We start from the raw sequence: 23,617 nt of genomic DNA on the forward strand, positions 1-23,617 counted from the left end.
GTGCACCGCTGTGGATTACGCGGTTTCGGAAATCCCGATGTAATGCCGGGCGGCCCTCCTGCACAAGAAGGGGAAAACCCCGACAAGAAGGCGCACCTGGATGGCAGGCACTACCGATGACCTCCGGCGGATCGCGCGTGATCCGGCCGCGTTCGAGGTCTTCTACCGAAGACACGCCGAGTCCGTCAGCCGGTTCGTGGCCAGGAGAGTCACGGATCCGCACACGGTGGACGACGTGACGACCGAGGTCTTCCTGGCGGCGATCGACACGGCGGGCAGCTACCGGCCGGATCGGGGCAGCGAGGTGGCCTGGCTGTTCGGGATCGCCAGGAACGTGGTGGCGATCGAGCAGCGCAGGGCCGCGCGCGAGCTGCACAAGACCGGGCGGGCGGCGGGCCGGAGGGACCTGGACGCCGACGACATCGCCAGGCTGGAGGAGCGGATCGACGCGGAGCGGGCCGCGCGCCCGCTGGTGGCGGCCATCGCGGCCCTGCCGAAGAGCCTGCGGGCCATCGCCGAGCTGGTGGACGCCGACGGGATCCCGGTGGCCGACGCCGCCGCCGCGCTGGGCATCCGGCCCGGCACGGCGCGGGTCCGGCTGCATCGCGCGCGCCGCCTGCTCAGGGACGCCACCCTCCCGGATCTCGCCACGAGCATGGAAGGATCATGATGAGCGCACCACTCGCCGGTTTCGAGGAGCGGCGGCTCGCCGAGCTCAAGGAGTACGTGGCGGCGCGGGCGAGGCGGCGGCCACGCCCACGCCTCCTGCTGGCGGCGGCCGCCGCGGTGACCATGATGACGGCCGGCGGTGTCGCGGTGATGACGGCGGGCGGCGGCGACCCCGCGTACGCCGTCACCATGGGCTCCGACGGCGTCGTGGACGTGGTGGTCCGGGACTTCCGGGACACCGGCGGCCTGACCGAGCAGCTGCACGAGCTCGGGGTGCCGGCCATCGTGGACTATGTCCCGTACGGGATGATGTGCCAGGAGCCGCGGGCGGAGGTCGTCGAGCAGGTCCCCCCAGGGCTGTATCACGCGCCGACCACCATCCCGGGCGAGCGCGAGGGCTGGCAGATGCGGATCGACACCAAGCGGTTCGAGCCCGGCCAGACCTTCGTGTGGACGATGACCGTAAACCCGCGCGGTGCCAGCAGCACCAGCACCATCCTCATGCGCGATCCGGTCGCTCCGTGCGAGCTCGTCCCCGACGACAGGCGGGTCGAGCTCGATCCCGGGAAGCCGGCGACCGGGAAGGGCGGGCCGCTGGAGGGCGTGCGGGTCGAGGGGAGGACCGTGGCCGAACTCGATCGTGAGCTGTGGAAGCACGGGCTGCCCGTGATGGTCAACGTCATCCGGCCCGACCCCGACGCCCCGGAGGGCTTCGTCGTGTACGCGTACGAGCAGTCGGCGTACGAGGACGACTACGTGGTCTGGGCGGCGGACGTGGTCCATCACGGTGACGAGCAGGTGATCCGGCTGCTCGTCACCGAGAAGCGCTATCCGGAGAATCCGGTCAGACGGTGACACAGCCAGGCGAGGGCGAGCGGGTAGCGGTACTCGATGGCCATGTGGCCGGCGTCGAACAGCTCGAAGCGCACCCGGTCGTCGGGCACCCCCGCCGCCGCCACCGCCTCGCGGAAGGCGGTCGCACCCAGGTCCAGATACCACTCGTCGCGGGTGCCCGCGTCGATCCAGACGGCCCGCATCGAGCGCAGCGCCTCGGCGTACTCGGGGCGCCGCGCCATCCGTACCGGGTCCAGGGCCAGCCAGCGCTCCCACACCTCGGGGACGAGCGCGCCGTTGGCGTCGAACGGGATGCGCACCGTGCCGTCGTCGTCCGCCGAGTAGGCGCTCGCGTACGCGTAGATCTCCATGAGCTGCATGTCGCTGCTCCTGGTGCCGGGGATCCGGCCGCGGAAGTCGGCGAGGAACCGGTCGTACGAGCCCTCGTACAGGTCGCGCAGATCGCGGGCGCGGGCCGGGAACGTTGGCTGGTGGGCGGCCTCGAACAGGGCGTCGCCCGCGTGGGTGGCGAGCGCGCCGAACACGTCGGGCCGCAGCATGGCGTTGACCATGGCGCCGTAGCCGCCGCTGGACTTGCCGGTGATGGCCCGCGCGTCGCGTGCGGGGATCGTGCGGTAGCGGGCGTCGACCCAGCCGACCACGTCCTCGCACAGGTAGGTGTGGTAGCGGCCGGTGCCGGGCGAGTCCAGATACTGGCTGCCGCCGACGGACGTCCACGCGTCCACGTACACGACGATCGCGGGCGGCGCCTCGCCGCGCGCGAACATGGCGTCCGCCATCTCCGGGTACGGCCGGCGGAACGGGGTCCGGCCGGCCCACATCGTGAGCTGGCCGGTGTAGCCCTGGATCACGTAGACGGACGGGTAGCGCCTGTCGGTGTCGTCGTCGTACCCCGGAGGCAGGTAGACCCAGATCGGTCGTTCGTGCGGGTCGCCGAGCGGGTTGCCGCGCAGCGCCGGGCTGTCGATGACGGCGTGGTCCATCCGGCCGGCGAAATCGGGTGACCAGGGCAGCATGTGCGTCCTTCCGTGGGTGTCACAGAGTGAGCTCCACGAGGCCGGGATCGGACCCGGCCCCGGCCGTGCGGACTTCCGAGAGGTTAACGCACCGCGCAGAGCAGGCGGTTGTGGCCGCGCTGCCAGAGGGTGCCGACCTCGGCGAAGCCGGCCGCGCGCAGGGCGTCGGCGTGGTGGGACAGCAGGTGGGACTCCGAGCCGCGGTGGTCGGCCCCGGCGGTGGTGCGGGCGGTGTTCAGCTCCGCCAGGGCGGGGTCGGCGGCCACGGCGTCCCACCAGGTGCGCCAGTCCTCCGGCAGGTCGTCGCCGAAGACGCGGGCGGTCTGCTTGTCGTGCACGGCGCGCTCCAGGGCGGCCAGCGCGGGGGTGGCGTCGTCGGTGTCGAGGTGGTCGCCGTTGAGCAGCAGGCCGCCCGGGCGCAGGATGGACGCGACGTCCGCGTACATCGCCTTCAGCTCTTCCGGGTCGATCCAGTGCAGGGCGGTCGTGCTGACCGCGGCGTCGGCGGGGCCGTCCAGGCCGAGCGCGGCCGTCCAGCCGGGCTTGCGCAGGTCGGCGGAGACGAGGGTGAGGTGCGGGTAGGCGGCCCGGCCGAGGCCGAGCAGCAGCGGGTCGGCGTCCACGCCGACCACCCGCGCGCCGGGCAGACGCTCGACCAGGCGGGCCGCCAGCGAGCCGGGGCCGCAGCCGAGGTCGACGACCAGCGGGTCGGGGCGGCCCAGCGCCTCGACGGCGTCGATCATCGCGGTGAAGCGCTCCTCGCGGTCGGGCAGGTAGCCCTCCTGCTGGCGATCCCAGCGCGCCATCCAGGCGAGTGCGGCATCGTGGTCCAACACGACGATCCCCCTTGTGACTGTCTTGTAAGCTTTGGGCAGTTACAAACTAGAACGTAAGGGCGTAACTGGTCAAGTGGACTTCAACAGTCACGGCGATGCGGTGATCCGCGTGGCGGTGGGGCTGGTCAACAGCCTCACGCCGGGCGAGCGGCGCGGGCGGCCGGCCCCGCCGCCCGCCGGTCTGGCCGAGGCCGCGACCGAGGGCCTGCGTACGGGCTATCCGGGCCACAAGCCGGTCACCGAGGCCGAGGGGTCGGAGCTGGCCGAGGTCGCGCAGCGGCTGCGCGCGGTGTTCGAGGCCGTGGCGGCCGGCGACGTCGACGCCGCCGCGGAGCGGATCAACGCCCTGCTGGCGGAGACCGGCGCGCGGCCGATGCTGATGCGGCACGACGGCGAGCCGTGGCACCTGCACTACCACGGCCCCGGCGGCACCCTCGCGGGCGACTGGGCCGCGAGCTGCGCCACCGGGCTCGCGCACGTGCTCGGCAGCGAGTTCCACGACCGGCTCGGGGTCTGCACCGCGCCGCACTGCGATCGGGTGTACGTGGACGTCTCGCGCAACGGGACCCGGCGGTTCTGTTCCACGGCGTGCCAGAACCGGGTGAAGACGGCGGCCTTCAGAGCGCGGAGCAAGACCCCATAAGTCGGTAAATGTCGCCCTGACCTGCAAGATCTCCGGGAGTACCAGGATGCGAACCCAGCTCGCGGAGCCCGATGACGTGCCAGAATGTCAGCACTGTGATCTCCTCCCCGTCATTCCCCGTCGAGTTCGTCGGCCTCTCCAACGGCGACGTGCTGATGCTGCCCGCGGTCTGGCCCGTGCGCCTCACCCCGGAGCAGCAGGGTCAGCTCGTCGAGCGTCTGCGGGAGGCCGCCCGCCCCGACCTGCCCCGCGTCGAGGCATGAAAGCGCCCCCTACTCCAGCTCCCCGGGAGAGGACACCGGGGAGCTGGAGCCCGTTCATGCGGCGGCTAGCCGTTATGTCCTTTTGACGTCTCTCATCCCAGAAAAGTTCACAAGAAAATCAGGCCACACCGGTGAGGCCGGCGTGCCGGTCGGCTTCCATCTGCGCCTGGAGGATCGCCTGGCGCTCGGTGGTGATCCGGCGGCTGATGACCATGTACGCGTTCAGCACCTGGCAGTAGGAGCGGCGCGCCTGGTCGAGCTGCACGGTCAGCTCCAGCACCCGCTCGCCGTCGCCCGCCTGCTCGGCTTCCGACAGCAGCGTGCGCGCCTCGTCCACGATCTCCTCCGCCCGTTGCCGGGTGTGGCGGAGCAGCGCCGAGCATTCGTGGAGCTCCGTCAGCCTTGCCGAGGAGACGATGAATTCCGCTGTGTGCACGATCGACCCCTTGCCTGCCGTCCGCCTGCGCAGATCCGATCCCATCCCCGCCACCTCCACGTCAAGATTGCCTCACTGTAGACGCGCGCTCGGGCCCCGCCGATCATCCGGGAGGACCTGGAGGTACGGCACTGCTCCTCCGGGGAAGTTCTCTTCTCCCGCGGGGGATAACTGCGTCCCTGAAGCTGATTCGGTGCGGGTTATATGCCGTAATCGGTGACCTTACCTGCACAATTCTCAGAATGTGTCGGAATAGGCGCACTCTGCAAAAGGAAGGCATGAAGACCGCCGAATCCACCCACCCGCGCCGCGCGATGGTCACATACTGATACCGGTCAGGAGCACACGGTGACGACCCGCGGGAGGTTTCCATGGAGGTCGGCGGCGAAGTTCCGGTCGACGTCAGCATCGTGATCCCGGCCCGCGACTGCCGGCCCTATCTCGACCGGTGCCTCACGTCCGTGCTCGTCCAGCGGGTCGCCAAGGAGATCGTGGTCGTCGACGACGGCTCCACCGACGGCACCGCCGAGCTGCTCGGCCTCTACGCCGCCCACCACCGGGGCACGGTCAAGGTGGTCCAGGTGGAGAGCTCCGGCGGCGCCGGACGGCCGCGCAACGTCGGCCTCGGCCACGCGACCGGCCGCTACGTCTTCTTCTGCGACGCCGACGACTACCTCGGGCCCGGGGCGCTGGAGCACATGCTGTCCGCGGCCGACAGGAACGGCGCCGACATCGTGCTCGGCAAGATCGTCGGACACGGGCGGCGGGTCCCGGAGTCGATGTTCCAGCGCAACGCCGATCGGGCCGAGCTGGGCGAGAGCGCCGTCTACAACAGCCTGAGCTGTTTCAAGCTGTTCCGCCGGGACATGCTGGAGCGCCACCGCATCCGGTTCCGCGAGGGCGTGTTCGTCGGCGAGGACATCTACTTCACCGTGCACGCCTACTGCCACGCCGGGACGATCTCGGTGGTCGCCGACCACGACTGCTACCACCTGGTCGCCAGGCCCGACGGCAGCAGCGTCATGCAGCGTCCCGCCAGCCGCGACCCGCTCGCCTGGCTAGCCATGATCCACGAGCCGATCCGGCTCATGACCGACCACGTCCCGCCCGGCCCGCTCCGCGACCACCTGCTGGCCCGCCACTTCAAGCTCGACATCCTCGCCCAGCTCGGCCGGCCCTTCCTGGAGGCCGACGAGGTCAAGCGCAAGGACGTCGCCGTGGCGGTGGCCGCCCTGTGCGACCGGTGGCTCACGGACGGCGTGCGCGAGCGGCTGGGGAGCGCCGACCGGCAGCGGCTGGCCGCGCTCGGCGACGTGGAGCGGCTGGCCCTGCTGGCCGTCATCGAGGCGGCGCCCGTCGAGCGCCGGCTGACCGGGCTGTGCTGGGACGGCCGGACGCTGGTGGTGGCCTGCGAGGCCGCGCTGACGGGATGCGCCGAGCCCGACGGCGTCGCGCTGGTGCTGCGCACCCGGCACGAACCCCGGCGGGAGCTGGTCGTGCCGGCCGTCCGGTCCGGCGGCCGGTGGGTCGCCAGGGTCGACCCGGCGCTGCTGGATTCGGGCATCTGGGACCTGCGCGTGTCGGTCGAGCTGGCCGGGGTGACCCGCTCGGCCAGGCTGGGCGCCGACCGCGACACCGCCCTGGCCCGCCCGCCTGCCCGGCTGGTCGGCGAGGTCGCCGTGCTGCCGTACTTCACCCGCGATCACGACAACCTCAGCCTGGACGTCGGCGGGCACGCGGTCGGCGTGCCCGGCAGCGCGCGCCTGGTCGGCACCCGCTGGTCGCTCGGGCGGCGGCTGGTGCTCGACGGCGAGATCGCGGTGGCCGGGGCCGCGCCGCCGCCCGAGGCCGTGCGGCGGCTGGTGTGGCGCGAGCGCGGCAGCGGGAGCGAGCGGGCCGACCGGGTGGTCGGGCTGGCGGGCGGCGGCTTCGTGGCCAGGCCGGCGGTGGGGCGGTTCGGCCCCGGGGTCTGGGACGCCTATCTGGAGCTCGACCTGGGCGGGCCGCCCGCCAGGTTCAGGATCGAGGCCGGCGCGGAGTCGGTCGCCGGGCCCCGTCGCTGGCTGCTGGGCACCGAGCCGTGCGTCGCGCGCCCGTACGCGACCTCGAACAGGGGGCGGCTCAGCGCGGTCGTGCGGCGGCTGTCCGCGCGGGCGCTCCTGAAAAGAATCATGCGCTAATGCAATATATATGCAACTGCACATCGATGACCTAAAGTGGGGGGTGTCCGGCCCCTCTGCTTGGAGGCTCGTCGTGCACGTACCCGATGGCTTTTTCACCGCCGCGGTGTCCGTCTCCGCGGGCGTGGTCGCGGCGGCCGGAGTGGCGGTCTGCCTGCGCGGCGCCCGCCGGGAGCTCGACGACCGGACGGCCCCGATGGCCGGGCTGGTCGCCGCCTTCGTCTTCGCCGTCCAGATGCTGAACTTCCCGGTCGCCGGCGGCACCAGCGGCCACCTGCTGGGCGGGGCGCTGGCGGCCATCCTGGCCGGACCCTTCACCGGGGTGCTCGCCATAGCCGTGGTCCTGCTGGTGCAGGCGCTGTTCTTCGCCGACGGCGGGCTGACCGCGCTGGGGGTCAACATCATCCTGATGGGCCTGGTCACGGTGCTGGTCGGCTGGGGCGTGTTCCGGCTGGTCACGCGGGTCGTGCCGGGGCGGGGCGGCGTGACCGCGGCGTCCTTCGCGGCGGCGCTGCTGTCGGTGCCCGCCTCCGCGCTGGTGTTCACGCTGCTGTTCTGGATCGGCGGCACCGCGCCGATCGACCTCGCGACCGTGGCCGCCGCGATGACCGGCGTGCACGTGCTGATCGGCGTCGGCGAGGGCCTGATCACCGCGCTGACCGTGGCCGCGGTGCTGTCCGTCCGTCCCGACCTGGTGTACGGGGCGCGCGAGCTGGCCGCGCCGCTGGTGCTGCGCGGCGCCGACGGGACCAGCACGGTCACCGGACGCGCGCCGGAGCCCGCGGCCGGGGTCGGAAGGCTGCCGTTCCTGCTCGGCGGGCTGGGGGTGTCGCTGCTGCTGGCCGGGATCGTGTCGTTCTTCGCCTCGCCGCACCCTGACGGGCTGGAGTCGGTCGCCGAGGAGCAGGGCTTCCTGGGGCAGGCGACCGACCACGTGTTCGGCGGGTTCGCGCTGGCCGACTACGGCGAGGTGGGCGGCATCCCGGTGGGCGTCGCGGGCATCGTCGGCGTCGCGCTGACGCTGATCGTGGCGGGCGTGACCGCCTACGCGGCACGGGCGCGCGGCCGGGCCTCGTCCGGCGAGAGGGTCTGAGCGGGCACCGATGGGCGTGGGGCGCCGGCTCTATCTCCCGGGCGGCTCGCCGGTCCACCGGCTGCCGCCGCAGTGCAAGCTGCTCGCCGTCCTGGCGTTCGCGATCGTGATGGTGGCCACGCCGCGCGAGTGGTTCTGGGCCTTCGGTCTGTACGCGGGCATGCTCGCCGCGGTGGCGGCCGTGGCCCGGATCCCGCCGGGGCACATCCTGCGGCGCATGGTCGTCGAGCTGCCGTTCGTGCTGTTCGCGTTCCTCATCCCGGTCATCGGGCTGGGGGAGCGGACGGAGGTGCTCGGGCTGTCGCTGAGCGTCCCCGGGCTCTGGGCGGCCTGGAACATCCTGGCCAAGGCGACGCTCGGGGTCACGGTCTCCATCCTGCTGGCGTCCACCACCGAGCCGCGTGACGTGCTCGTGGGGGCGCAGCGGCTGCGGGTGCCGGACCTGCTGGTGCAGATCGCCATGTTCATGCTCCGCTACCTGGATGTGATCATGGACGAGATGCGGCGGATGCGCGTCGCCAGGGAGTCGCGGGGCTTCCAGGCACGCGACCTCCGGCACGCGCCGGTGATCGCGCGCTCGGCGGGGGCGCTGTTCATCCGCTCGTACGAGCGCGGTGAGCGGGTGCACCTGGCCATGCTCAGCCGCGGATATTCAGGCCAGATGCCGATGATTCATGATTTGTCGGCCACGGCGCGACAATGGGGGACAGCGCTCGCTCTCCCGCTCGCGGCTCTGGCCGTGCTCCTGTTGGGACTCGCCGTATGATCCCGAACTCGCTCGAAGTCAGCCGGCTCGCCTACGCCTACCCCGACGGGACGCAGGCGCTGTTCGGCGTCGACCTGACCATCCGGCGCGGCGAGCGGGTGGCGCTGCTCGGCCCCAACGGCGCCGGCAAGACCACGCTCGTCATGCATCTCAACGGCATACTCACCCCCGGCCACGGCACCGTGACGGTGGCCGGCACCCCGGTGCGCCGCGACACGCTCAAGGAGATCAGGCAGCGCGTCGGCCTGGTCTTCCAGGACCCCGACGACCAGCTCTTCATGCCCACCGTCCGCGACGACGTGGCGTTCGGCCCGGCCAACGCGGGCGTGCGCGGCGAGGAGCTCGCGGCCGTGGTCAAGAACGCGCTGGACCGGGTCGGCATGCTCGACGTCGCCGACCGCCCGCCGCACCACCTGTCGTTCGGCCAGCGCCGCCGGGTGGCCGTGGCGACCGTGCTGGCGATGGAGCCGGAGATCCTGGTGCTCGACGAGCCCTCGTCCAACCTGGATCCGGCGGCCCGCAGGGAGCTGGCGGAGATCCTGCGCTCCCTGGACGTGACGGTGCTCATGGTCACCCACGACCTGCCGTACGCGCTGGAGCTGTGCGAGCGGGCGATGATCCTGTCGGACGGGGTCGTCGTGGCCGACGGGCCGACGCGGGAGCTGCTCGGCGACGCCGAGCTGCTCGCCAGACACCGGCTGGAACTGCCCTACGGGTTCGCTATCCCGGCTGCGGCGGAACGTGGATGACCACCAGTTTGTCGCCCTGGCGCAGCTCGGCGGCGCGCGGGTCGGCGTAGGTGAACATGTGGCCGTCCCTGACGACCGCGACGGGCAGCTCCTCGCCCCTGACCGGCGGGCCGCCCACCTCCTCGGGACGTACGAGACGCTCGCGCAGGTCGACGCCCTTGCCGTAGGTGAGCAGATCCTGGATCAGGGCGCTGACCGCGGGGCTCTGCGTGGCCACGCCCAGCATCCGCCCGGCCGCCTCGGCCGAGGTGATGACCACGTCGGCGCCGCTCTGGCGGACCAGCGGGTCGTTCTCCGCCTCGCGGACCGCGGCCACGATCGTCGCCCCCGGGTTGAGGCTGCGCGCGGTGAGCGTGACCAGGGCGGTGGTGTCGTCGCGCCGGGTGGCGATGATGACCTGGCCCGCGGTCCTGATCCGGGCCCGGCCCAGCACGTGGCTGCGGGTGCCGTCGCCCAGGACGCCGGCGAAGCCGTCGGACGCGGCCTCGTCCACGACCGCCGGGTCCGGGTCCACGACCACGATGGACTCCTTGGGACTGCCGTTGTCGAGCAGCGTGCGGGCGGCGGCCCGGCCCTTGGTGCCGTAGCCGACGATCACGGTGTGGTCCTGCAACCTGGCCCTCCAGCGTTCGGTCAGGATGGCGTCCCTGGTGCGCCGGGTGAGCACCTCCAGCGTGGTGCCCACGAGCACGACCAGGAAGGCGATGCGCAGTGGCGTCACGGCCACGATGTTGACGACCCTGGCCGGCGTGGTGACGGGGGTGATGTCGCCGTACCCGGTCGTGGAGATGGAGACGGTCACGTAGTAGAGCGCGTCGAGCAGCGACACGTCGCCGTCGACGTTGTCGCGGTAGCCGTCGAGATCCATGGCGACCAGCGCGAACATGGCCAGCAGCATCGCCAGCGCGATGGCCATCCTCCGCAACACCGCGCGCAGCGGGCTCAGGCGGACGGACGGCAGGCGAACGCCCAGCGCCGTCTCGTCCTCATTCATACTGCTGATCGTAGTTTGTGGGTGCCCTCTACCCGGGCAAGTCGAAGTACAGTGGCTCATCGAGGAGGGGCCAATGAAGCTGCGGCTTGCGCGACATTCCCTCGGTGACGCCGTGGTGGTGGCCGTTGCGGGAGAGCTGGATCTGTTCACCGCGCCGGTCCTCCGCGACGAGGTACGTGATGCCATCAAGCAAGACGGCGCCCGGCTCGTCCTCGATCTCCAGCAGCTCTCGTTCATGGACTCCAGCGGCCTGTCGGTGCTGATCGAGGCCTGGCGGCTGGCCACCGGCGAGGGCGGCGGGGTGTCGCTGGCGGCGCCCCAGGCACCGGTGGCGCGCATCCTGCGGACCACCGGTCTCGACCGGCGCATCAAGGTCTACTCCGACGTCGACAGCGCCGTGGGGGGAATTTGACCCCACCCCGAGTAGAACTTCATTCGGTTGGGGGTTAGGGTCCGTGCTATGGACGTGAACGGATCCTCAGCAATCATTTCCGGCGGCGCCAGCGGCCTCGGTGAGGCCACGGCCCGCGAGCTGGCCCGCGCCGGCGCCACCGTGGTCATCGCCGACCTCAACGAGGAGCGCGGCAAGGCCGTCGCCGACGAGCTCGGCGGTGTCTTCGCCAGGACGGACGTGTCGGACGACGCCCAGGTGCAGGCCGCCGTGGACGCCGCCGTCGCCACCGGCAAGCCGCTCCGGGTGCTGGTCAACAGCGCCGGCATCGGCTGGGCCGAGCGCACCGTCAACCGCAACGGCGAGCCGCACAACCCGGCCACCTACCGCAAGGTCATCGAGGTCAACCTGATCGGCACGTTCAACCTCATGCGCATCGGCGCGGCGGCCGTCGCCAAGACCGAGCCGGTCGACGCCGACGGGCAGCGCGGCGTGTGCGTCAACACCGCCTCGGTGGCGGCGCTGGAGGGCCAGACCGGGCAGCTCGCCTACAGCGCCTCCAAGGGCGGCATCGTCGGCATGACCGTCCCGGCCGCCCGCGACCTGGCCGCCGTCGGCATCCGGGTGAACACGATCTGCCCGGGCATCATCGACACCCCCATCTACGGCTTCTCGGCCAACGCCGACGAGTTCAAGGCCAAGCTGGTGGCGCCGGTGGTGTTCCCCAAGCGCATGGGCCGTGCCGACGAGTTCGCCCACCTGGTTCACTCGCTGATCCAGAACGACTACATGAACGCCGAGGTCATCCGCTTCGACGGCGGCATCCGATTCCAGCCCAAGTAAATGAGGTCCCGTGTCTGACGAAGTGCTCGTCGAGGAGTCCGACGGCGTCGCCGTGATCACCATCAACCGTCCGAAGGCCCGCAACGCGGTCAACGGGGCGGTGGCCAGGGGCGTCGCCGAGGCGCTGGACGCGCTCGACGCCCGCCCGGAGGTCTCCGCCTACGTGCTGACCGGCGCCGGCGGCACGTTCTGCGCGGGCATGGACCTCAAGGGGTTCCTGTCCGGCGACTTCCCCGTCGTGGAAGGACGCGGGTTCGGGGGCATGACCGAGGCGCCGCCCAAGAAGCCGATCGTGGCCGCCGTCGAGGGGTACGCGCTGGCGGGCGGCTTCGAGCTGGCCCTGTCCTGCGACCTCATCGTGGCCTCCTCGGAGTCCAAATTCGGCCTGCCGGAGCCCAAGCGGGGCCTGGTGGCCGGCGCGGGCGGCATCATGCGGCTGCCGCGGCGCATCCCGTACCACGTGGCCATGGAGATCGCCCTCACCGGCGACCACTACCCGGCCGCGCGCCTGTACGAGCTGGGCCTGGTCAACCGGGTCACCGAGCCCGGCGAGGCGCTGGCGGGGGCGATCGAGCTGGCCCGCAGGATCGCCGCGAACGCGCCGCTCGCGCTGGCCGCGACCAAGCGGGTGGTCATCGAGTCGCAGGACTGGTCGCTGGAGGAGATGTTCCGCAAGCAGGGGGAGATCGTCCAGCCGGTGTTCGGCTCCAAGGACGCCATGGAGGGCGCCGCGGCCTTCGCAGAGAAGCGCGCGCCCCAGTGGAAGGGCGAATAACCCGACTCCGCACCCCCTCCCGGACACCGGGAGGGGGTTCTTTTATGCGCGCTTGCGGTAGTTCCTGCGTACGGTAAAAGGACGACGTCATCTGGGAGAGGCATGAGCGACTACTCGCGGCCGCGTTTCGAGTCAGCCAAGAGCGGGCTGGCCTCGCTGCTCTCTGGCGCCCTGGCTTCGCTGCTGACGATGCTCGCGATCGTGGGCGTCATGTGGGCCGTCGAGATCTTCGACTACCTGACGCCGGGCACTCCCGACCTCGCCTACGGCATCAGGGGCTGGGACCCGCAAGGGCTGATCGGCATCTTCACGGCGCCGTTCCTGCACGGCGGCTTCGGCCACCTGATGGCCAACTCGCTGCCGCTGCTCGTGCTCGGGTTCCTGGCGGGGCTGCGCGGCATCGGCAGGTTTCTGGCGGCGAGCCTGCTGATCATCGTCATCGGCGGCATCGGCACCTGGTTCGCCAGCGGCCCCGGCACCGTCACGGTGGGGGCCAGCGGGCTGGTGTTCGGCTACTTCGGATACGTCGTCGCGCGCGGCCTGTTCGACCGGCGGGCGCTCGACATCGTCATCGGCATCGGCGTGGTCATCGCGTACTGGTCGATCCTGGCCGGCGTGCTGCCGAGCGACCCGTACATCTCCTGGCAGGGCCACCTGTTCGGGCTCATCGGCGGCCTGGTGGCCGCGTGGGTCCTGCGCCGGCCGGCCGGGGCCATCCGCTAGCGGACGGCCCCGGGGCGGGTCAGAGGCGTCCGACCACGTGGTCGACGCAGGCCGTCAGCGCCTCGACGTCGGCCGGGTCGATGGCCGGGAACATCGCGATGCGCAGCTGGTTGCGGCCGAGCTTGCGGTAGGGCTCGGTGTCGACGATGCCGTTGGCGCGCAGCACCTTGGCCACCGCCGCCGCGTCGACGTCGTCGGAGAAGTCGATCGTGCCGACCACCTGGGAGCGGAACTCCGGGGCGGCGAACGGGGTGGCGAAGGACGACTTCTCGGCCCAGGTGTAGAGCCGCTGCGCCGAGTCGGCGGTGCGGGCCGTGGTCCAGGCCAGGCCGCCGTTGCCGTTCATCCAGTCGAGCTGGTCGGCCAGCAGGAACAGCGTGGCCACCGCCGGGGTGTTGTAGGTCTGGTCCTTGGCGGAGTTGTCGATCGCGACCGGCAGGCTGAAGAACTCCGGCACGAACCGGCCGCTCGCCGCGATCTCCTCGACGCGGGCCAGGGCGCGCGGCGACATCAGCGCGATCCACAGGCCGCCGTCGGAGGCGAAGCTCTTCTGCGGGGCGAAGTAGTAGACGTCGGTCTCGGACACGTCGACGGGCAGGCCGCCCGCGCCGGAGGTGGCGTCGACCAGCACCAGCGCGTCGTCGCCGCCGACCCGCCTGATCGGCATGGCGACGCCGGTCGAGGTCTCGTTGTGGGTGAGCGCGTAGACGTCGACGCCGTCCTCGGCGACCGCCTCGGGGTGGGTGCCGACCTCGGACTTGATCACCGAGGGGTCGGAGAGCCACGGCGCCTTCTTGGCGACCGTCGCGAACTTCGAGGAGAACTCGCCGAACGACAGGTGCTGTGACCGGTCGCGGATGAGCCCGAAGGCGGCGATGTCCCAGAACGCGGTGGTGCCGCCGTTGCCGAGCACGACCTGGTAGCCCTCGGGCAGCGAGAACAGGTCGGCCAGGCCGGAGCGGACGCGGCCGACCAGGCTCTTGACCGGCTTCTGGCGGTGGGAGGTGCCCATGACGCTCGCGCCGGACGAGGCGAGCGCGGCCAGCTGCTCGGTACGAACCTTCGAGGGCCCGCAGCCGAAGCGGCCGTCGGCGGGCTTGATGTCAGCGGGAATCACGATGTCAGCCACCTCACCAGGTTACTGACGTGCGAGGACTGGCTCGTCCAGGGTCCGGATTGTGAGACGTCGGGCGCGGCGCGCGTGGAAGTGCCCGGTCACCCGGGTCGTACGGCCGTACGAGAACGGCCCGCCGGGGGCCGGCGGGCCGTTGTCGTCATCAGGTCAGATCGTGCCGGCGACCTCGGAGGCGCCGGGGACGTCGGACAGCGGGCGGGACGTCGGGCCGGTGTAGTTGGCGCTCGGGCGGACCAGCCTGCCGGTGCGCTTCTGCTCCAGGACGTGCGCGGCCCAGCCGGCCGTGCGGGCGCAGGTGAACATCGAGGTGAACATGTGCGAGGGAACCTCGGCGAAGTCGAGCACCACAGCGGCCCAGTACTCGACGTTGGTGGCGAGCACCCGGTCGGGCTTGCGGGCGTGCAGCTCCTCCAGGGCCGCCTTCTCCAGGGCCGCCGCGACCTCGTACCGCGGCGCGTCCAGCTCCTTGGCCGTGCGGCGCAGCACCCTGGCGCGCGGGTCCTCCGCGCGGTAGACGCGGTGGCCGAAGCCCATCAGCCGCTGGCCCTTGTCGAGCTCGCTCTGCACGTACTTCTTGGCGTCGCCCATCTGCTCCACACCTTCGATCATGTGGAGCACCCGGGCGGGAGCGCCGCCGTGGAGCGGGCCGGACATGGCGCCGACCGCTCCGGACAGCGCCGCCGCCACGTCGGCGCCGGTGGAGGCGATGACGCGGGCGGTGAACGTGGAAGCGTTCATGCCGTGCTCGGCCGCGGAGGTCCAATAGGCGTCGATGGCCTTGACGTGCTTGGGGTCGGGCTCACCGCGCCAGCGGATCATGAAACGCTCGACGATGGTCTTGGCCTCGTCGACGCGCTGCTCCGGCACCATCGGCAGGCCGAGGCCGCGCGCCGACTGGGCCACGAAGGACAGCGCCATCACAGAGGCGCGGGCGAGCTGGTCACGCGCCTCCTCGTCGGAGATGTCGAGCAGCGGCTTGAAGCCGTAGGCGGGGGCCAGCATGGCCAGCGCGCTCTGCACGTCTACGCGGATGTCGCCGGAGTGAACAGGAATGGGGTAAGGCTCCGCCGGGGGGAGGCCCGGTTGGAACTTGTTGTCGACCAGCAGGCCCCAAACGTGCCCGAAGGGGACACGGCCGACCAGCTCTTCGATGTCGACGCCCCGGTATCGAAGGGCGCCCCCTTCTTTGTCCGGTTCCGCGATCTCCGTCTCGAAAGCTACGACGCCCTCGAGGCCGGGTTTGAAGTCGGACACGTCGGCCGCCTCCCTTTCCTGCCATGTTCCGGCAATTGCTTGATGTCGAGATACCGGCGGGTCAATTTAACCCTCTCCCCTCTCGTGGCCGGTCGCCGGACCCGCCGATAGACCGAAACCGCAGGTAGGGGGCCTAGTATGGGCTTCTCCACCAAGCGCGCAAGAATACCTTCTCGTGGATGCCACCTCGCGACCGCCCTCACTGGCGGGGCTTCGCCGCTCGTACGTGGGCGAACCGCTGCTCGAAACCGCTGTCGCCGCCGATCCCATAGCCCAGTTCACCACCTGGTTCCAGGAGGCCCTCGACGCCGGCCTGCCGGAGCCGAACGCCATGGTGCTCGCCACCGCCTCCGCCGGCGCCCGGCCGAGCGCCAGGACCGTCCTGCTCAAGGAGTACGACCAGCGCGGGTTCGTCTTCTACACCAACTACGAGTCCCGCAAGGGCCGCGACCTGGCCGAGAACCCGTGGGCCTCGCTGCTGTTCCCGTGGCATCCGATCCGCCGCCAGGTGCGCGTGGAGGGCACGGTGACGCGGTTGCCGCAGGAGGAGTCGGCCGCCTACTTCGCCTCCCGGCCGTACGGGTCGCGCATCGGGGCGTGGGCCTCGCGCCAGTCCGCCGTGGTGCGCTCGCGGGAGGACCTGGACGCCCGTTACGAGGAGCTCGCGAGCCGCTGGCCGGAGGATCCGCCGGTGCCCGACTTCTGGGGCGGTTTCCTGGTGACGCCGCGCGAGGTGGAGTTCTGGCAGGGGCGGCTGGACCGGATGCACGACCGGCTCCGGTACCGCCGGAGCCCGGCCGGGTGGGTGCTTGACAGGCTTGCGCCCTAATCTGACCGCTTGTGTCACTCGGGGAGTTCGTCAAACGTCATCTGGTAGACACCCGGCCACTGAAGGTGCCCGCCTACCGGCGGCTCTGGATGGGACAGGCGGTCTCCCACGTCGGGCTCGCGGTCACGGTGGTCGCGGTCAGCCAGCAGGTCTACGAGCTGACGGACTCCTCGTTCTGGGTCGGCATGCTCGGCCTGGCGAACCTGCTCCCGCTGGTGGTGTTCGGGCTGTGGGGCGGGGCCGTGGCCGACGCCGTGGACCGGCGCAAGCTGCTCGTCGCCGGGTCGCTGGTCGCCTGGGCCGGCACCGTACTCCTGCTGGTGCAGTCGATCGTCGGCGTGCCGAGCGTGTACGCGCTGCTCGCCACGGTGGCCTTGAGCGCGGCCGGGTTCGCGGTCAGCTCGTCCACCAGGGGCGCGATCATCCCCAGGCTGCTGCCTCCGGAGCTGGTGCCGTCGGCCAACGCGCTCAACTCGCTCGTCTACAGCCTCGGGGCCGTCGGCGGGCCCATGGTCGGTGGCGTGCTGCTGACGCAGGGCGGGTTCGCGGCCGCGTACGCGGTGGACGCGGTGCTGTTCACGGCCGGCCTGTACGCGGCCTTCCGGCTGCCGTCGCTGGCCCCGCTCGGCGAGGTGTCCAGGCCGGGCTGGCGGTCGGTGGCGGAGGGGCTGAGCTTCATCGTCACCAGCCCGATCCTGCTGATGTCGTTCGCCGTGGACATCATCGCCATGGTGTTCGCGCTGCCCAGAGCGCTCTTCCCGGAGCTGGCCGACCAGCGCTTCGGCGGCTCGCTCATCGCGCTGGCCTGGCTCAACTCCTCGATGGCCATCGGCGCGGTGCTCGGCGGGCTGTTCTCCGGCTGGGTCACCCGCGTCAAGCGCCAGGGGCTGGCGCTCACCTTCGTCATCGCGCTGTGGGGGCTGGCGGTGGCGGCGGCGGGGCTGGCCGACCAGCTCTGGCTCGTCCTGGTGTTCATGGCCGTCGGGGGAGCGGCCGACGTGGTGTCGTCGGTGTGGCGGCAGTCGATCCTGCAGCTCTACGCGCCTGACGAGATGCGCGGGCGGCTGCAGGGCGTCTTCATGGTGGTGGTCGCGGGCGGGCCGCGGCTGGGCGACGTGCGCGCCGGGGCCACCGCGACCGCGTTCGGGCTGACGACGGCCTGGGTCGGCGGCGGGCTCGCGTGCGCCGCCGCGGTGCTGGTCGTCGGGCTGTCGGTGGCGAGCTTCAGGAACTACCGGTCACGCTGACCGTACGTCCGGGGTCAGCGGGTGTGCCCGCCCGTTCCGGCGGCGACGCGCAGGTCCGCCAGGAAGCCCGCGTACGCCGCGTCACGGTCGGGGGCGCGCAGCACCGCCGACGGATGGATGGTGGCGACCGCGAGCGCGTCGCCCATCGGCACCGGCTCGCCGCGCTGCCTGGTCACCCGGAAAGCCCTCCCGAGCAGCGACCGCGCGGCCGTGGCGCCCATCACCACGACCACCCCGGGACGCACCGCGGCCAGCTCGGCGTCCAGCCACGGCCGGCAGGCCTCGATCTCGGCCGCCGTCGGCTTCTGGTGGATCCGCCGCTTGCCGCGTTCGGTGAAGGAGAAGTGTTTGACCGCGTTCGTGACGTACACCTCGTCGCGGTCGATCCCCGCCTCCTCCAGGCCGCGGTCCAGGATGCGCCCGGCGGGGCCGACGAACGGGTGGCCCTGACGGTCCTCCTGGTCGCCCGGTTGCTCGCCGACGAGCATGTAGCGGGCGCGTCCCGGCCCCTCGCCGAACACCGTCTGGGTGGCGTTCCTGAACAGATCGCATCCTTCACAGCCGGCCGCCGCGCTACGCAACGATCCCAGATCGTGACTCTCGGGAAGGAAGCGGGCTGCGGAATTGTTGACGTTGGTTGTCATCGCCGGTCGTTCTCCCCATAGGCTTCGAGCCTGATCCTGTGCCCGAAGCGGAAGGGCTCAGTCCCGAGACGACCGGCTAGCATGGCATGAGGGAGGAGCCTTGACCGCACACGGCCTGATCGACACCACGGAGATGTATCTCCGGACGATTTACGAGCTCGAGGAGGAGGGCATCATCCCCCTCCGCGCCCGCATCGCCGAGCGCCTGCAGCAGAGCGGCCCGACCGTGAGCCAGACCGTCGGCCGCATGGAGCGCGACGGTCTCGTCCGCGTCGAGGGCGACCGCCACCTGGCGATGACCGACCTGGGCCGCGCCCTCGCCACGCGGGTGATGCGCAAGCACCGCCTCGCCGAGTGCCTGCTGATCGACGTGATCGGCATGCCCTGGGAGGAGGTGCACATCGAGGCCTGCCGCTGGGAGCACGTGATGTCCGAGTCGGTGGAGCAGCGCCTCGTCAAGCTGCTGGGCAACCCCACCTTCTGCCCCCACGGCAACCCCATTCCCGGCCTGGCCGAGCTGGGCGCCGAGGAGGCCGCCGACGCGACCGAGTCCCAGCTGACCCCCATGACCGAACTCGCCGGTTCTCAGGGTGTGTCCGTGACCGTGCGCCGAATTAGCGAACAAGTGCAAAGCGATCCCGCTCTCATGCTTAAACTCAAGCAAGTTGGGATACAACCCGGACGCGAGGTGACGCTCGCGGCGAGCGACGACGGTGTGCGGGTGACAGGTGACGGTGACGCGAACGACTCTCTCGCGGAGATCCCGCGTGATGTGGCGGTGCACGTCTTCGTGTCCAGACGCTGATCCCATCCGGGAGATCCTCCACTCCCCCCCGGCCAACACTGTTGCAGGAGCGCCCGTGGTCTTTTCCCGCACGCTTCCCCGAGGAGTGGTCTCCGGATGACACGCTGGGGGGATCTGTCTCACGACGCGGCTGATCGCCTTGCCGCCGAGTCCGTTCTCGACCATGCCGACATGGCCGTGGTGGTGACGGACCGGTTCAGCAATCTCCTCTACTGGAACCCCTTCGCCGAGAAGCTGTTCGGCCGGCCTGGCAAGTCGGCGCGCGACTCCTCCGTGCTGTCGTTCGGCATCATGGAGAAGGACCATCCGCAGGCGATCGAGCTGGCCAAACACGTGCTCAAGGGCAACGTCTGGGAGGGCACGTTCGACGTGCGCCGCGGCGACGGCGCCATCCTCTACGTCCGCGCCCAGGCCGTGCCGCTGCGCCACCCGTCGGGCTCGGTGACCGGCGTCGTCATCACCGCCCGCGAGGCGCTCCGCAGCAACGAGCGCGAGAAGGACCGCTTCGGCCTGCTGGAACGCATCGGCGAGCGGCTGGCCGGCTCGCTGTACGTCGAGGAGACGCTCAAGCGGGTGGCCGAGATGCTCGTCCCGCAGTTCGCCGACCACTGCTTCATCGAGCTGATGGAGGGCGACCGGCTGGTGCGCCGGATCTCCCAGCACGTGCAGGGCTGGGAGCCGCCGGCCGGCACCTGGAAGCCCGTCGGCGCGGAGATCCGCTACCCCGCCGGCCACTACGCCGACGCCGCGCTGCGCCGCCAGGAGACCATCCTGGTCGACGACTTCTCCGGCAACAGCTTCCCGTCCCCGAGCGAGGGCAGCGCGCGGCTGTGCGGCGAGATCGGCATGACCTCCGCGATCGTCGCGCCGCTGACCGTGCGCGGCGAGACGCTGGGCCTGATGTACCTCGGGCTGTCCAACCTCACCGACCGCCGCAGCCCTCACTACGACGCCTTCGACCGCGACTTCGTCGGCGCCATCGCGACCCGCGTGGCGGTCGCCATCGACAACGCGCTGCTGTTCGAGGAGGAGCGCCACACCGCCGAGTCGTTCCAGAAGCACCTGCTGCCGCGGGCGCTGCCGCAGCTCGACGGGCTCCAGATCGCGGTCCGCTACTACCCCGCCGCGCCGCTCGCCTCCCACGGTCAGGGCATCCAGACCCAGGTCGGTGGCGACTGGTACGACGTGATCCCGCTCTCTGCAGGCCGGGTCGGCATCGTGATCGGCGACGTCGAGGGCCGGGGCGCCAAGGCCGCGGCCATCATGGGCCAGCTGCGCGCCGCGCTGCGGGCCTTCGCCCAGGACGACAAGTCGCCCGCCGACATCCTGGCCAGGCTCGACGAGTGGACCCGCATCATCGCCACCCCCGAGAAGGACGACTCCGGGGCCGACATCAGCATCCCGCCCATCGTCACCTGCCAGTACCTCGTCTACGACGCCTGGTCGCGGCAACTGTCGTTCGCCAACGCCGGCCACGCGCCGCCGTTGCTGCTGAGCGACGGCGAGTGCGTCGAGCTCGACATAGAGGAGGTCGGCCAGCCGCTGGGGGTGCGCGCCAAGGGCCTGCACGCCGACCTGGTCTACAAGGAAGAGACCCGCACGCTCCCGCCCGGCGCCGCGCTGCTGCTCTACACCGACGGCCTGGTCGACCGCCGCCCCACCCGCACCGGTCCGGCGCAGGACGAGGAGGAGACGCTCGGCCTGCTCTGCGAGAAGCTCGCCATGATGACCAAGGCCGAGGTCGAGCGCATCGCCGAGGCCGCCACGGTCGCCGTGCCCGGTGAGATCGACGACGACATGGCCATCCTGGTCATCCGCTCCAGCGACGAGGACCTCGACGTCGAGGAGCGCACGTTCCCGGCCCAGCCGATCATGGTGGGGGAGGCGCGGCGGATGGCCTCCGACGCCTTCGCCGACTGGAACGTCCCCGAGGAGCGGGCCGAGCTGGCCTGCCTGCTGGTCTCGGAGGTCGTCACCAACGTCGTGCTGCACGCCTCGACCGCCACCGTGCCGCGCAGGGAACTGGTCGTCGACGGGCCGCCGCTGCCCTTCGAGGAGTCGTGGGACGTGCCCGGCTTCGACAGCTTCGACGACGATGTGGTCGGCGACAAGGAGTTCACGCTCCGGCTGCGCCGCGGCGACGAGTCCGTCTGGGTCGAGGTCTTCGACCAGGACCTGCGGCTGCCGCGCATCCGCAGCGCGGGCGAGAACGACGAGGGCGGCCGCGGCCTCTACCTCGTCGACCAGTTGGCCAAGCGCTGGGGCTCGCGTCCTACCAGGGAAGGCAAAGCGGTCTGGTTCGAGATTCCCACCAGGGGCCGGTGAGTGGTTCACTGCCTGCATGGAGCTGGCCTTCGAACGTCGCGGCACGGGCGAGCCGCTGATCCTCGTCCACGGCATCGGTCACCACTGGCAGGGATGGCTGCCGGTGATGGACCGGCTGGCCGCCTCGCGCGACGTGATCGCCGTCGACCTGCCCGGGTTCGGGCGCTCGCCCGGACTGCCTGACGGCGTCCCGTACACCCCGGAGTCGCTGGCCGACGCGGTCGAGTCGTTCTGCGCGCTGCTGGGCGTCCGCGAGCCGCACGTCGCGGGCAACTCGCTCGGCGGCTACCTGGCGCTGGAGCTGGCCTCGCGCGGCACCGTGCGCACGGCGACGGCGCTCTCGCCCGCCGGGTTCTGGTCCCGCTCGGAGCTGCTCTACTGCCAGGCGGTGCTCAGGGCGACCCGGAAGACGGCGCGCTCGCTGCCGCCCGAGCAGGCCGCCGAACTGGCGGAGAACCCCGTCGGCCGGGCGCTGTCGGTCGGCCTGATGGTCGCGCACCCGTCGCGGATGACGCCGACCGCGCTGCTCGCCGCCACCCAGGCGCTCGCCTCGGCGAGCGGGTTCGACCAGACGCTGGAGTCGTTCACGAACGTGATGCCGCCCGCGCCGCCCAAGTCGCCGATCACCATCGCCTGGGGCGAGCACGACCGGCTGCTGCCGCGCCGCCAGGCCGTGCGCGCCGCCAAGTGGTCGGGTCAGCGGGTCAAGCTGCTCAAGGGCTGCGGCCACCTGCCGATGACCGACGACCCGGCGCTGGTGACGCGGGTGCTGCTGGAGGGCAGCGGCGGTTAGCGCATCGTCTGCCCCCACAGCAGCAGCATGACGATGATGAAGACGATCACCACTCCGGCGTAGCCGACGGGTCCGAGCCGGATCGCCCGGCGCACCCGGTTGAGGCCCCAGGCGAACAACAGGGCCAGGAAGACCAGGAGGATCAGGCCGCTGTCCATGCAGTCCAGTATGCGCCGCCGGCCCGGGTTCCGCGCGGGTCAGAAGCCGAAGGACCGGCCGATGATCTCCTTCATGATCTCGGTGGTGCCGCCGTAGATGGTCTGCACCCGGCTGTCCAGCCAGGCCTTGGCCACCGGATACTCCATCATGTAGCCGTAGCCGCCGTGCAGTTGGAGACACCGGTCGATGACCTTGGTCTGCAGCTCGGTCGTCCACCACTTGGCCTTGGCCGCGTCGACCGCGGTGAGCGTGCCGGCGTTGAGCGCCAGGACGCACTTGTCCACGTAGTGGCGGGCGATCTCCGTCTCGGTGGCCAGCTCGGCCAGGACGAACCGGGTGTTCTGGAACGAGCCGAGGTTGCGGCCGAACGCCTGGCGGTTCTTGCAGTACTCGATCGTCTCGGCCAGCACCGTCTCCGCCGCCGCCACGGCCGCCACCGCGATCGACATCCGCTCCTGCGGCAGGTTGTTCATCAGCTGGAAGAAGCCCTGGCCGTCCTCGGGACCCAGGCGGTTGGCGACCGGCACCCGCACGTTCTCGAAGAACAGCTCGGCGGTGTCCTGCGCCTTCATGCCGATCTTGTCGAGGTTGCGGCCCCGGCCGAAGCCCTCCATGCCCCGCTCCACCACCAGCAGCGTCACGCCCCTCGCCCCGGCCGACGGGTCGGTCTTGGCGACCACCACCACGAGGTCGGCGTTGATGCCGTTGGTGATGAACGTCTTCTGCCCGTTCACCACGTAGTGATCGCCCTCGCGGACCGCGGTCGTCCTGATGCCCTGCAGGTCGCTGCCCGCGCCCGGCTCGGTCATCGCGATCGCGGTGATCAGCTCCCCGCTGACGAACCCGGGCAGCCAGCGCTGCTTCTGCCCGTCATCGGTCAGATCCACCAGGTACGGGGCCATGACGTCGTTGTGCAGCGAGAAGCCCAGGCCGGAGGCGCCCTTCCCGATGAGCTCCTCGACGATGACCGCGTTGTAGCGGAAGTCCTTGATGCCGGCGCCGCCGTACTCCTCCGGCACCGAGAACCCGAACATGCCGACCTCTCCGGCCATCTTCCAGACGTCCCGCGGCACGATGCCGTCCTTCTCCCACTGGTCGTGGTGGGGGGCGACCTCGCGGGTCATGAACTCGCGCACGGTCTCCCGGAAGAGCAGGTGTTCCTCGTCGAAGAGGTCTCGCTCCATGACGCCTCCT

The 23,617-nt window shown here is 71.2% G+C and carries 26 protein-coding genes; 17 read left to right on the forward strand and 9 right to left on the reverse strand.

Going from position 1 to position 23,617, the window contains the following annotated elements; genetic code table 11:
- Window positions 1-100: 100 nt before the first annotated feature.
- Both ABD999_RS35170 and ABD999_RS35175 read left to right on the forward strand, forming a co-directional pair.
- Window positions 101-670 carry an RNA polymerase sigma factor gene (locus tag ABD999_RS35170; RefSeq protein WP_271280038.1) on the forward strand — a complete coding sequence of 190 codons (570 nt, stop codon included), beginning with the start codon at window positions 101-103 and terminating at the stop codon, window positions 668-670.
- Window positions 667-1,524, forward strand: coding sequence for a hypothetical protein (locus ABD999_RS35175; RefSeq protein WP_271280039.1), 858 nt, complete (start codon window positions 667-669; stop codon window positions 1,522-1,524). The genes ABD999_RS35170 and ABD999_RS35175 overlap by 4 nt, the downstream gene beginning before the upstream one ends.
- Here the strand turns inward: ABD999_RS35175 and ABD999_RS35180 are convergent.
- Both ABD999_RS35180 and ABD999_RS35185 read right to left on the reverse strand, forming a co-directional pair.
- On the reverse strand, window positions 1,497-2,540 hold the full coding sequence (locus ABD999_RS35180; protein ID WP_271280040.1) for an alpha/beta hydrolase: 1,044 nt from the start codon (window positions 2,538-2,540) through the stop codon (window positions 1,497-1,499). The genes ABD999_RS35175 and ABD999_RS35180 overlap by 28 nt on opposite strands.
- 83 nt (window positions 2,541-2,623) lie before the next feature.
- Window positions 2,624-3,376 (reverse strand): class I SAM-dependent methyltransferase, encoded by a 753-nt coding sequence (locus ABD999_RS35185; RefSeq protein WP_271280041.1) that lies wholly within the window; start codon window positions 3,374-3,376, stop codon window positions 2,624-2,626.
- Window positions 3,377-3,449: 73 nt separating this feature from the next.
- Here ABD999_RS35185 and ABD999_RS35190 point away from each other — a divergent pair, with 73 nt between their 5' ends.
- Both ABD999_RS35190 and ABD999_RS35195 read left to right on the forward strand, forming a co-directional pair.
- On the forward strand, window positions 3,450-4,019 hold the full coding sequence (locus ABD999_RS35190) for a CGNR zinc finger domain-containing protein (protein WP_148036716.1): 570 nt from the start codon (window positions 3,450-3,452) through the stop codon (window positions 4,017-4,019).
- A 95-nt stretch (window positions 4,020-4,114) separates the two neighbouring features.
- A complete protein-coding gene (locus tag ABD999_RS35195; protein WP_271280042.1) occupies window positions 4,115-4,282 on the forward strand; it encodes a hypothetical protein in 168 nt (55 codons plus the stop codon).
- Window positions 4,283-4,400: 118 nt separating this feature from the next.
- Here the strand turns inward: ABD999_RS35195 and ABD999_RS35200 are convergent, their stop codons facing one another.
- Window positions 4,401-4,718, reverse strand: a complete 318-nt coding sequence (locus ABD999_RS35200; protein ID WP_148036718.1) for a hypothetical protein — start codon at window positions 4,716-4,718, stop codon at window positions 4,401-4,403.
- Between the two features lie 371 nt (window positions 4,719-5,089).
- Here ABD999_RS35200 and ABD999_RS35205 point away from each other — a divergent pair, with 371 nt between their 5' ends.
- From ABD999_RS35205 to ABD999_RS35220, 4 genes are all read left to right on the forward strand, one after another.
- Entirely contained in the window at window positions 5,090-6,898 is a 1,809-nt protein-coding gene (locus tag ABD999_RS35205) for a glycosyltransferase (protein WP_345483095.1), read from the forward strand.
- A 73-nt stretch (window positions 6,899-6,971) separates the two neighbouring features.
- The gene (locus ABD999_RS35210) at window positions 6,972-7,991 is read left to right on the forward strand and encodes an energy-coupling factor ABC transporter permease (protein ID WP_271278943.1); all 1,020 of its coding nucleotides are present in this window, start codon (window positions 6,972-6,974) and stop codon (window positions 7,989-7,991) included.
- Window positions 7,992-8,001: 10 nt separating this feature from the next.
- Window positions 8,002-8,757 (forward strand): cobalt ECF transporter T component CbiQ, encoded by a 756-nt coding sequence (gene cbiQ / locus ABD999_RS35215; protein WP_271278942.1) that lies wholly within the window; start codon window positions 8,002-8,004, stop codon window positions 8,755-8,757.
- On the forward strand, window positions 8,754-9,506 hold the full coding sequence (locus tag ABD999_RS35220) for an energy-coupling factor ABC transporter ATP-binding protein (protein ID WP_271278941.1): 753 nt from the start codon (window positions 8,754-8,756) through the stop codon (window positions 9,504-9,506). The genes cbiQ and ABD999_RS35220 overlap by 4 nt, the downstream gene beginning before the upstream one ends.
- Here the strand turns inward: ABD999_RS35220 and ABD999_RS35225 are convergent.
- Window positions 9,478-10,500, reverse strand: coding sequence for a potassium channel family protein (locus ABD999_RS35225; protein WP_271278940.1), 1,023 nt, complete (start codon window positions 10,498-10,500; stop codon window positions 9,478-9,480). The two genes, ABD999_RS35220 and ABD999_RS35225, sit on opposite strands and share 29 nt — an antisense overlap.
- 73 nt (window positions 10,501-10,573) lie before the next feature.
- Between ABD999_RS35225 and ABD999_RS35230 the strand changes: the two genes are divergently transcribed.
- The 4 genes from ABD999_RS35230 (at window position 10,574) to ABD999_RS35245 (ending at window position 13,232) form a co-directional block, all read left to right on the forward strand.
- The gene (locus ABD999_RS35230; RefSeq protein ID WP_148036724.1) at window positions 10,574-10,912 is read left to right on the forward strand and encodes an STAS domain-containing protein; all 339 of its coding nucleotides are present in this window, start codon (window positions 10,574-10,576) and stop codon (window positions 10,910-10,912) included.
- Window positions 10,913-10,960: 48 nt separating this feature from the next.
- Window positions 10,961-11,734 carry an SDR family NAD(P)-dependent oxidoreductase gene (locus ABD999_RS35235; RefSeq protein WP_148036725.1) on the forward strand — a complete coding sequence of 258 codons (774 nt, stop codon included), beginning with the start codon at window positions 10,961-10,963 and terminating at the stop codon, window positions 11,732-11,734.
- Between the two features lie 10 nt (window positions 11,735-11,744).
- Window positions 11,745-12,509 carry a crotonase/enoyl-CoA hydratase family protein gene (locus ABD999_RS35240; RefSeq protein ID WP_271278939.1) on the forward strand — a complete coding sequence of 255 codons (765 nt, stop codon included), beginning with the start codon at window positions 11,745-11,747 and terminating at the stop codon, window positions 12,507-12,509.
- 102 nt (window positions 12,510-12,611) lie between these two features.
- Entirely contained in the window at window positions 12,612-13,232 is a 621-nt protein-coding gene (locus tag ABD999_RS35245) for a rhomboid family intramembrane serine protease (protein ID WP_148036727.1), read from the forward strand.
- 19 nt (window positions 13,233-13,251) lie between these two features.
- On the opposite strand, the gene serC is transcribed toward ABD999_RS35245, so the two are convergent.
- Together serC and ABD999_RS35255 are read right to left on the reverse strand one after the other, a co-directional pair.
- A complete protein-coding gene (gene serC, locus ABD999_RS35250) occupies window positions 13,252-14,361 on the reverse strand; it encodes a phosphoserine transaminase (protein WP_148036728.1) in 1,110 nt (369 codons plus the stop codon).
- Between the two features lie 153 nt (window positions 14,362-14,514).
- The gene (locus tag ABD999_RS35255; protein WP_148036729.1) at window positions 14,515-15,621 is read right to left on the reverse strand and encodes a citrate synthase 2; all 1,107 of its coding nucleotides are present in this window, start codon (window positions 15,619-15,621) and stop codon (window positions 14,515-14,517) included.
- Between the two features lie 175 nt (window positions 15,622-15,796).
- On the opposite strand from ABD999_RS35255, the gene pdxH reads away from it, so the two are divergent.
- Together pdxH and ABD999_RS35265 are read left to right on the forward strand one after the other, a co-directional pair.
- Window positions 15,797-16,450, forward strand: coding sequence for a pyridoxamine 5'-phosphate oxidase (gene pdxH, locus ABD999_RS35260; RefSeq protein WP_148036730.1), 654 nt, complete (start codon window positions 15,797-15,799; stop codon window positions 16,448-16,450).
- A gap of 11 nt (window positions 16,451-16,461) precedes the next feature.
- Window positions 16,462-17,697: an MFS transporter gene (locus ABD999_RS35265; protein ID WP_219546192.1), complete on the forward strand. Its 1,236-nt coding sequence runs from the start codon at window positions 16,462-16,464 to the stop codon at window positions 17,695-17,697.
- Between the two features lie 14 nt (window positions 17,698-17,711).
- Here ABD999_RS35265 and ABD999_RS35270 read toward each other — a convergent pair whose 3' ends face one another.
- Complete coding sequence (locus ABD999_RS35270) at window positions 17,712-18,341, reverse strand: UdgX family uracil-DNA binding protein (RefSeq protein WP_148036732.1); 630 nt, start codon at window positions 18,339-18,341, stop codon at window positions 17,712-17,714.
- Window positions 18,342-18,441: 100 nt separating this feature from the next.
- Here ABD999_RS35270 and ABD999_RS35275 point away from each other — a divergent pair, with 100 nt between their 5' ends.
- The 3 genes from ABD999_RS35275 (at window position 18,442) to ABD999_RS35285 (ending at window position 22,264) form a co-directional block, all read left to right on the forward strand.
- Window positions 18,442-19,146 carry an iron-dependent transcriptional repressor DtxR gene (locus ABD999_RS35275; RefSeq protein WP_148036733.1) on the forward strand — a complete coding sequence of 235 codons (705 nt, stop codon included), beginning with the start codon at window positions 18,442-18,444 and terminating at the stop codon, window positions 19,144-19,146.
- A 96-nt stretch (window positions 19,147-19,242) separates the two neighbouring features.
- A complete protein-coding gene (locus ABD999_RS35280; RefSeq protein ID WP_271278937.1) occupies window positions 19,243-21,471 on the forward strand; it encodes an ATP-binding SpoIIE family protein phosphatase in 2,229 nt (742 codons plus the stop codon).
- 16 nt (window positions 21,472-21,487) lie between these two features.
- Window positions 21,488-22,264, forward strand: a complete 777-nt coding sequence (locus tag ABD999_RS35285) for an alpha/beta fold hydrolase (protein WP_148036735.1) — start codon at window positions 21,488-21,490, stop codon at window positions 22,262-22,264.
- On the opposite strand, the gene ABD999_RS35290 is transcribed toward ABD999_RS35285, so the two are convergent.
- On the reverse strand, window positions 22,261-22,422 hold the full coding sequence (locus tag ABD999_RS35290) for a hypothetical protein (protein ID WP_187281611.1): 162 nt from the start codon (window positions 22,420-22,422) through the stop codon (window positions 22,261-22,263). The two genes, ABD999_RS35285 and ABD999_RS35290, sit on opposite strands and share 4 nt — an antisense overlap.
- Before the next feature lie 39 nt (window positions 22,423-22,461).
- Window positions 22,462-23,607, reverse strand: coding sequence for an acyl-CoA dehydrogenase family protein (locus ABD999_RS35295; protein ID WP_271278936.1), 1,146 nt, complete (start codon window positions 23,605-23,607; stop codon window positions 22,462-22,464).
- Window positions 23,608-23,617: the final 10 nt, after the last annotated feature.

Origin of the sequence: Nonomuraea ferruginea, from assembly GCF_039540635.1 — a bacterium.
Taxonomy (GTDB): Bacteria; Actinomycetota; Actinomycetes; order Streptosporangiales; family Streptosporangiaceae; genus Nonomuraea; species Nonomuraea ferruginea.

Bases quoted from the DNA above. Each gene is read 5' to 3' on its own strand.
- ABD999_RS35170 (WP_271280038.1), top strand. From the start codon at position 101: ATGGCAGGCACTACCGATGACCTCCGGCGGATCGCGCGTGATCCGGCC.
- ABD999_RS35175 (WP_271280039.1), top strand. From the start codon at position 667: ATGATGAGCGCACCACTCGCCGGTTTCGAGGAGCGGCGGCTCGCCGAG.
- ABD999_RS35180 (WP_271280040.1), bottom strand. From the start codon at position 2,540: ATGCTGCCCTGGTCACCCGATTTCGCCGGCCGGATGGACCACGCCGTC.
- ABD999_RS35205 (WP_345483095.1), top strand. From the start codon at position 5,090: ATGGAGGTCGGCGGCGAAGTTCCGGTCGACGTCAGCATCGTGATCCCG.
- cbiQ (WP_271278942.1), top strand. From the start codon at position 8,002: ATGGGCGTGGGGCGCCGGCTCTATCTCCCGGGCGGCTCGCCGGTCCAC.
- ABD999_RS35220 (WP_271278941.1), top strand. From the start codon at position 8,754: ATGATCCCGAACTCGCTCGAAGTCAGCCGGCTCGCCTACGCCTACCCC.
- ABD999_RS35225 (WP_271278940.1), bottom strand. From the start codon at position 10,500: ATGAATGAGGACGAGACGGCGCTGGGCGTTCGCCTGCCGTCCGTCCGC.
- ABD999_RS35230 (WP_148036724.1), top strand. From the start codon at position 10,574: ATGAAGCTGCGGCTTGCGCGACATTCCCTCGGTGACGCCGTGGTGGTG.
- ABD999_RS35235 (WP_148036725.1), top strand. From the start codon at position 10,961: ATGGACGTGAACGGATCCTCAGCAATCATTTCCGGCGGCGCCAGCGGC.
- ABD999_RS35245 (WP_148036727.1), top strand. From the start codon at position 12,612: ATGAGCGACTACTCGCGGCCGCGTTTCGAGTCAGCCAAGAGCGGGCTG.
- ABD999_RS35270 (WP_148036732.1), bottom strand. From the start codon at position 18,341: ATGACAACCAACGTCAACAATTCCGCAGCCCGCTTCCTTCCCGAGAGT.
- ABD999_RS35280 (WP_271278937.1), top strand. From the start codon at position 19,243: ATGACACGCTGGGGGGATCTGTCTCACGACGCGGCTGATCGCCTTGCC.
- ABD999_RS35285 (WP_148036735.1), top strand. From the start codon at position 21,488: ATGGAGCTGGCCTTCGAACGTCGCGGCACGGGCGAGCCGCTGATCCTC.
- ABD999_RS35290 (WP_187281611.1), bottom strand. From the start codon at position 22,422: ATGGACAGCGGCCTGATCCTCCTGGTCTTCCTGGCCCTGTTGTTCGCC.
- ABD999_RS35295 (WP_271278936.1), bottom strand. From the start codon at position 23,607: ATGGAGCGAGACCTCTTCGACGAGGAACACCTGCTCTTCCGGGAGACC.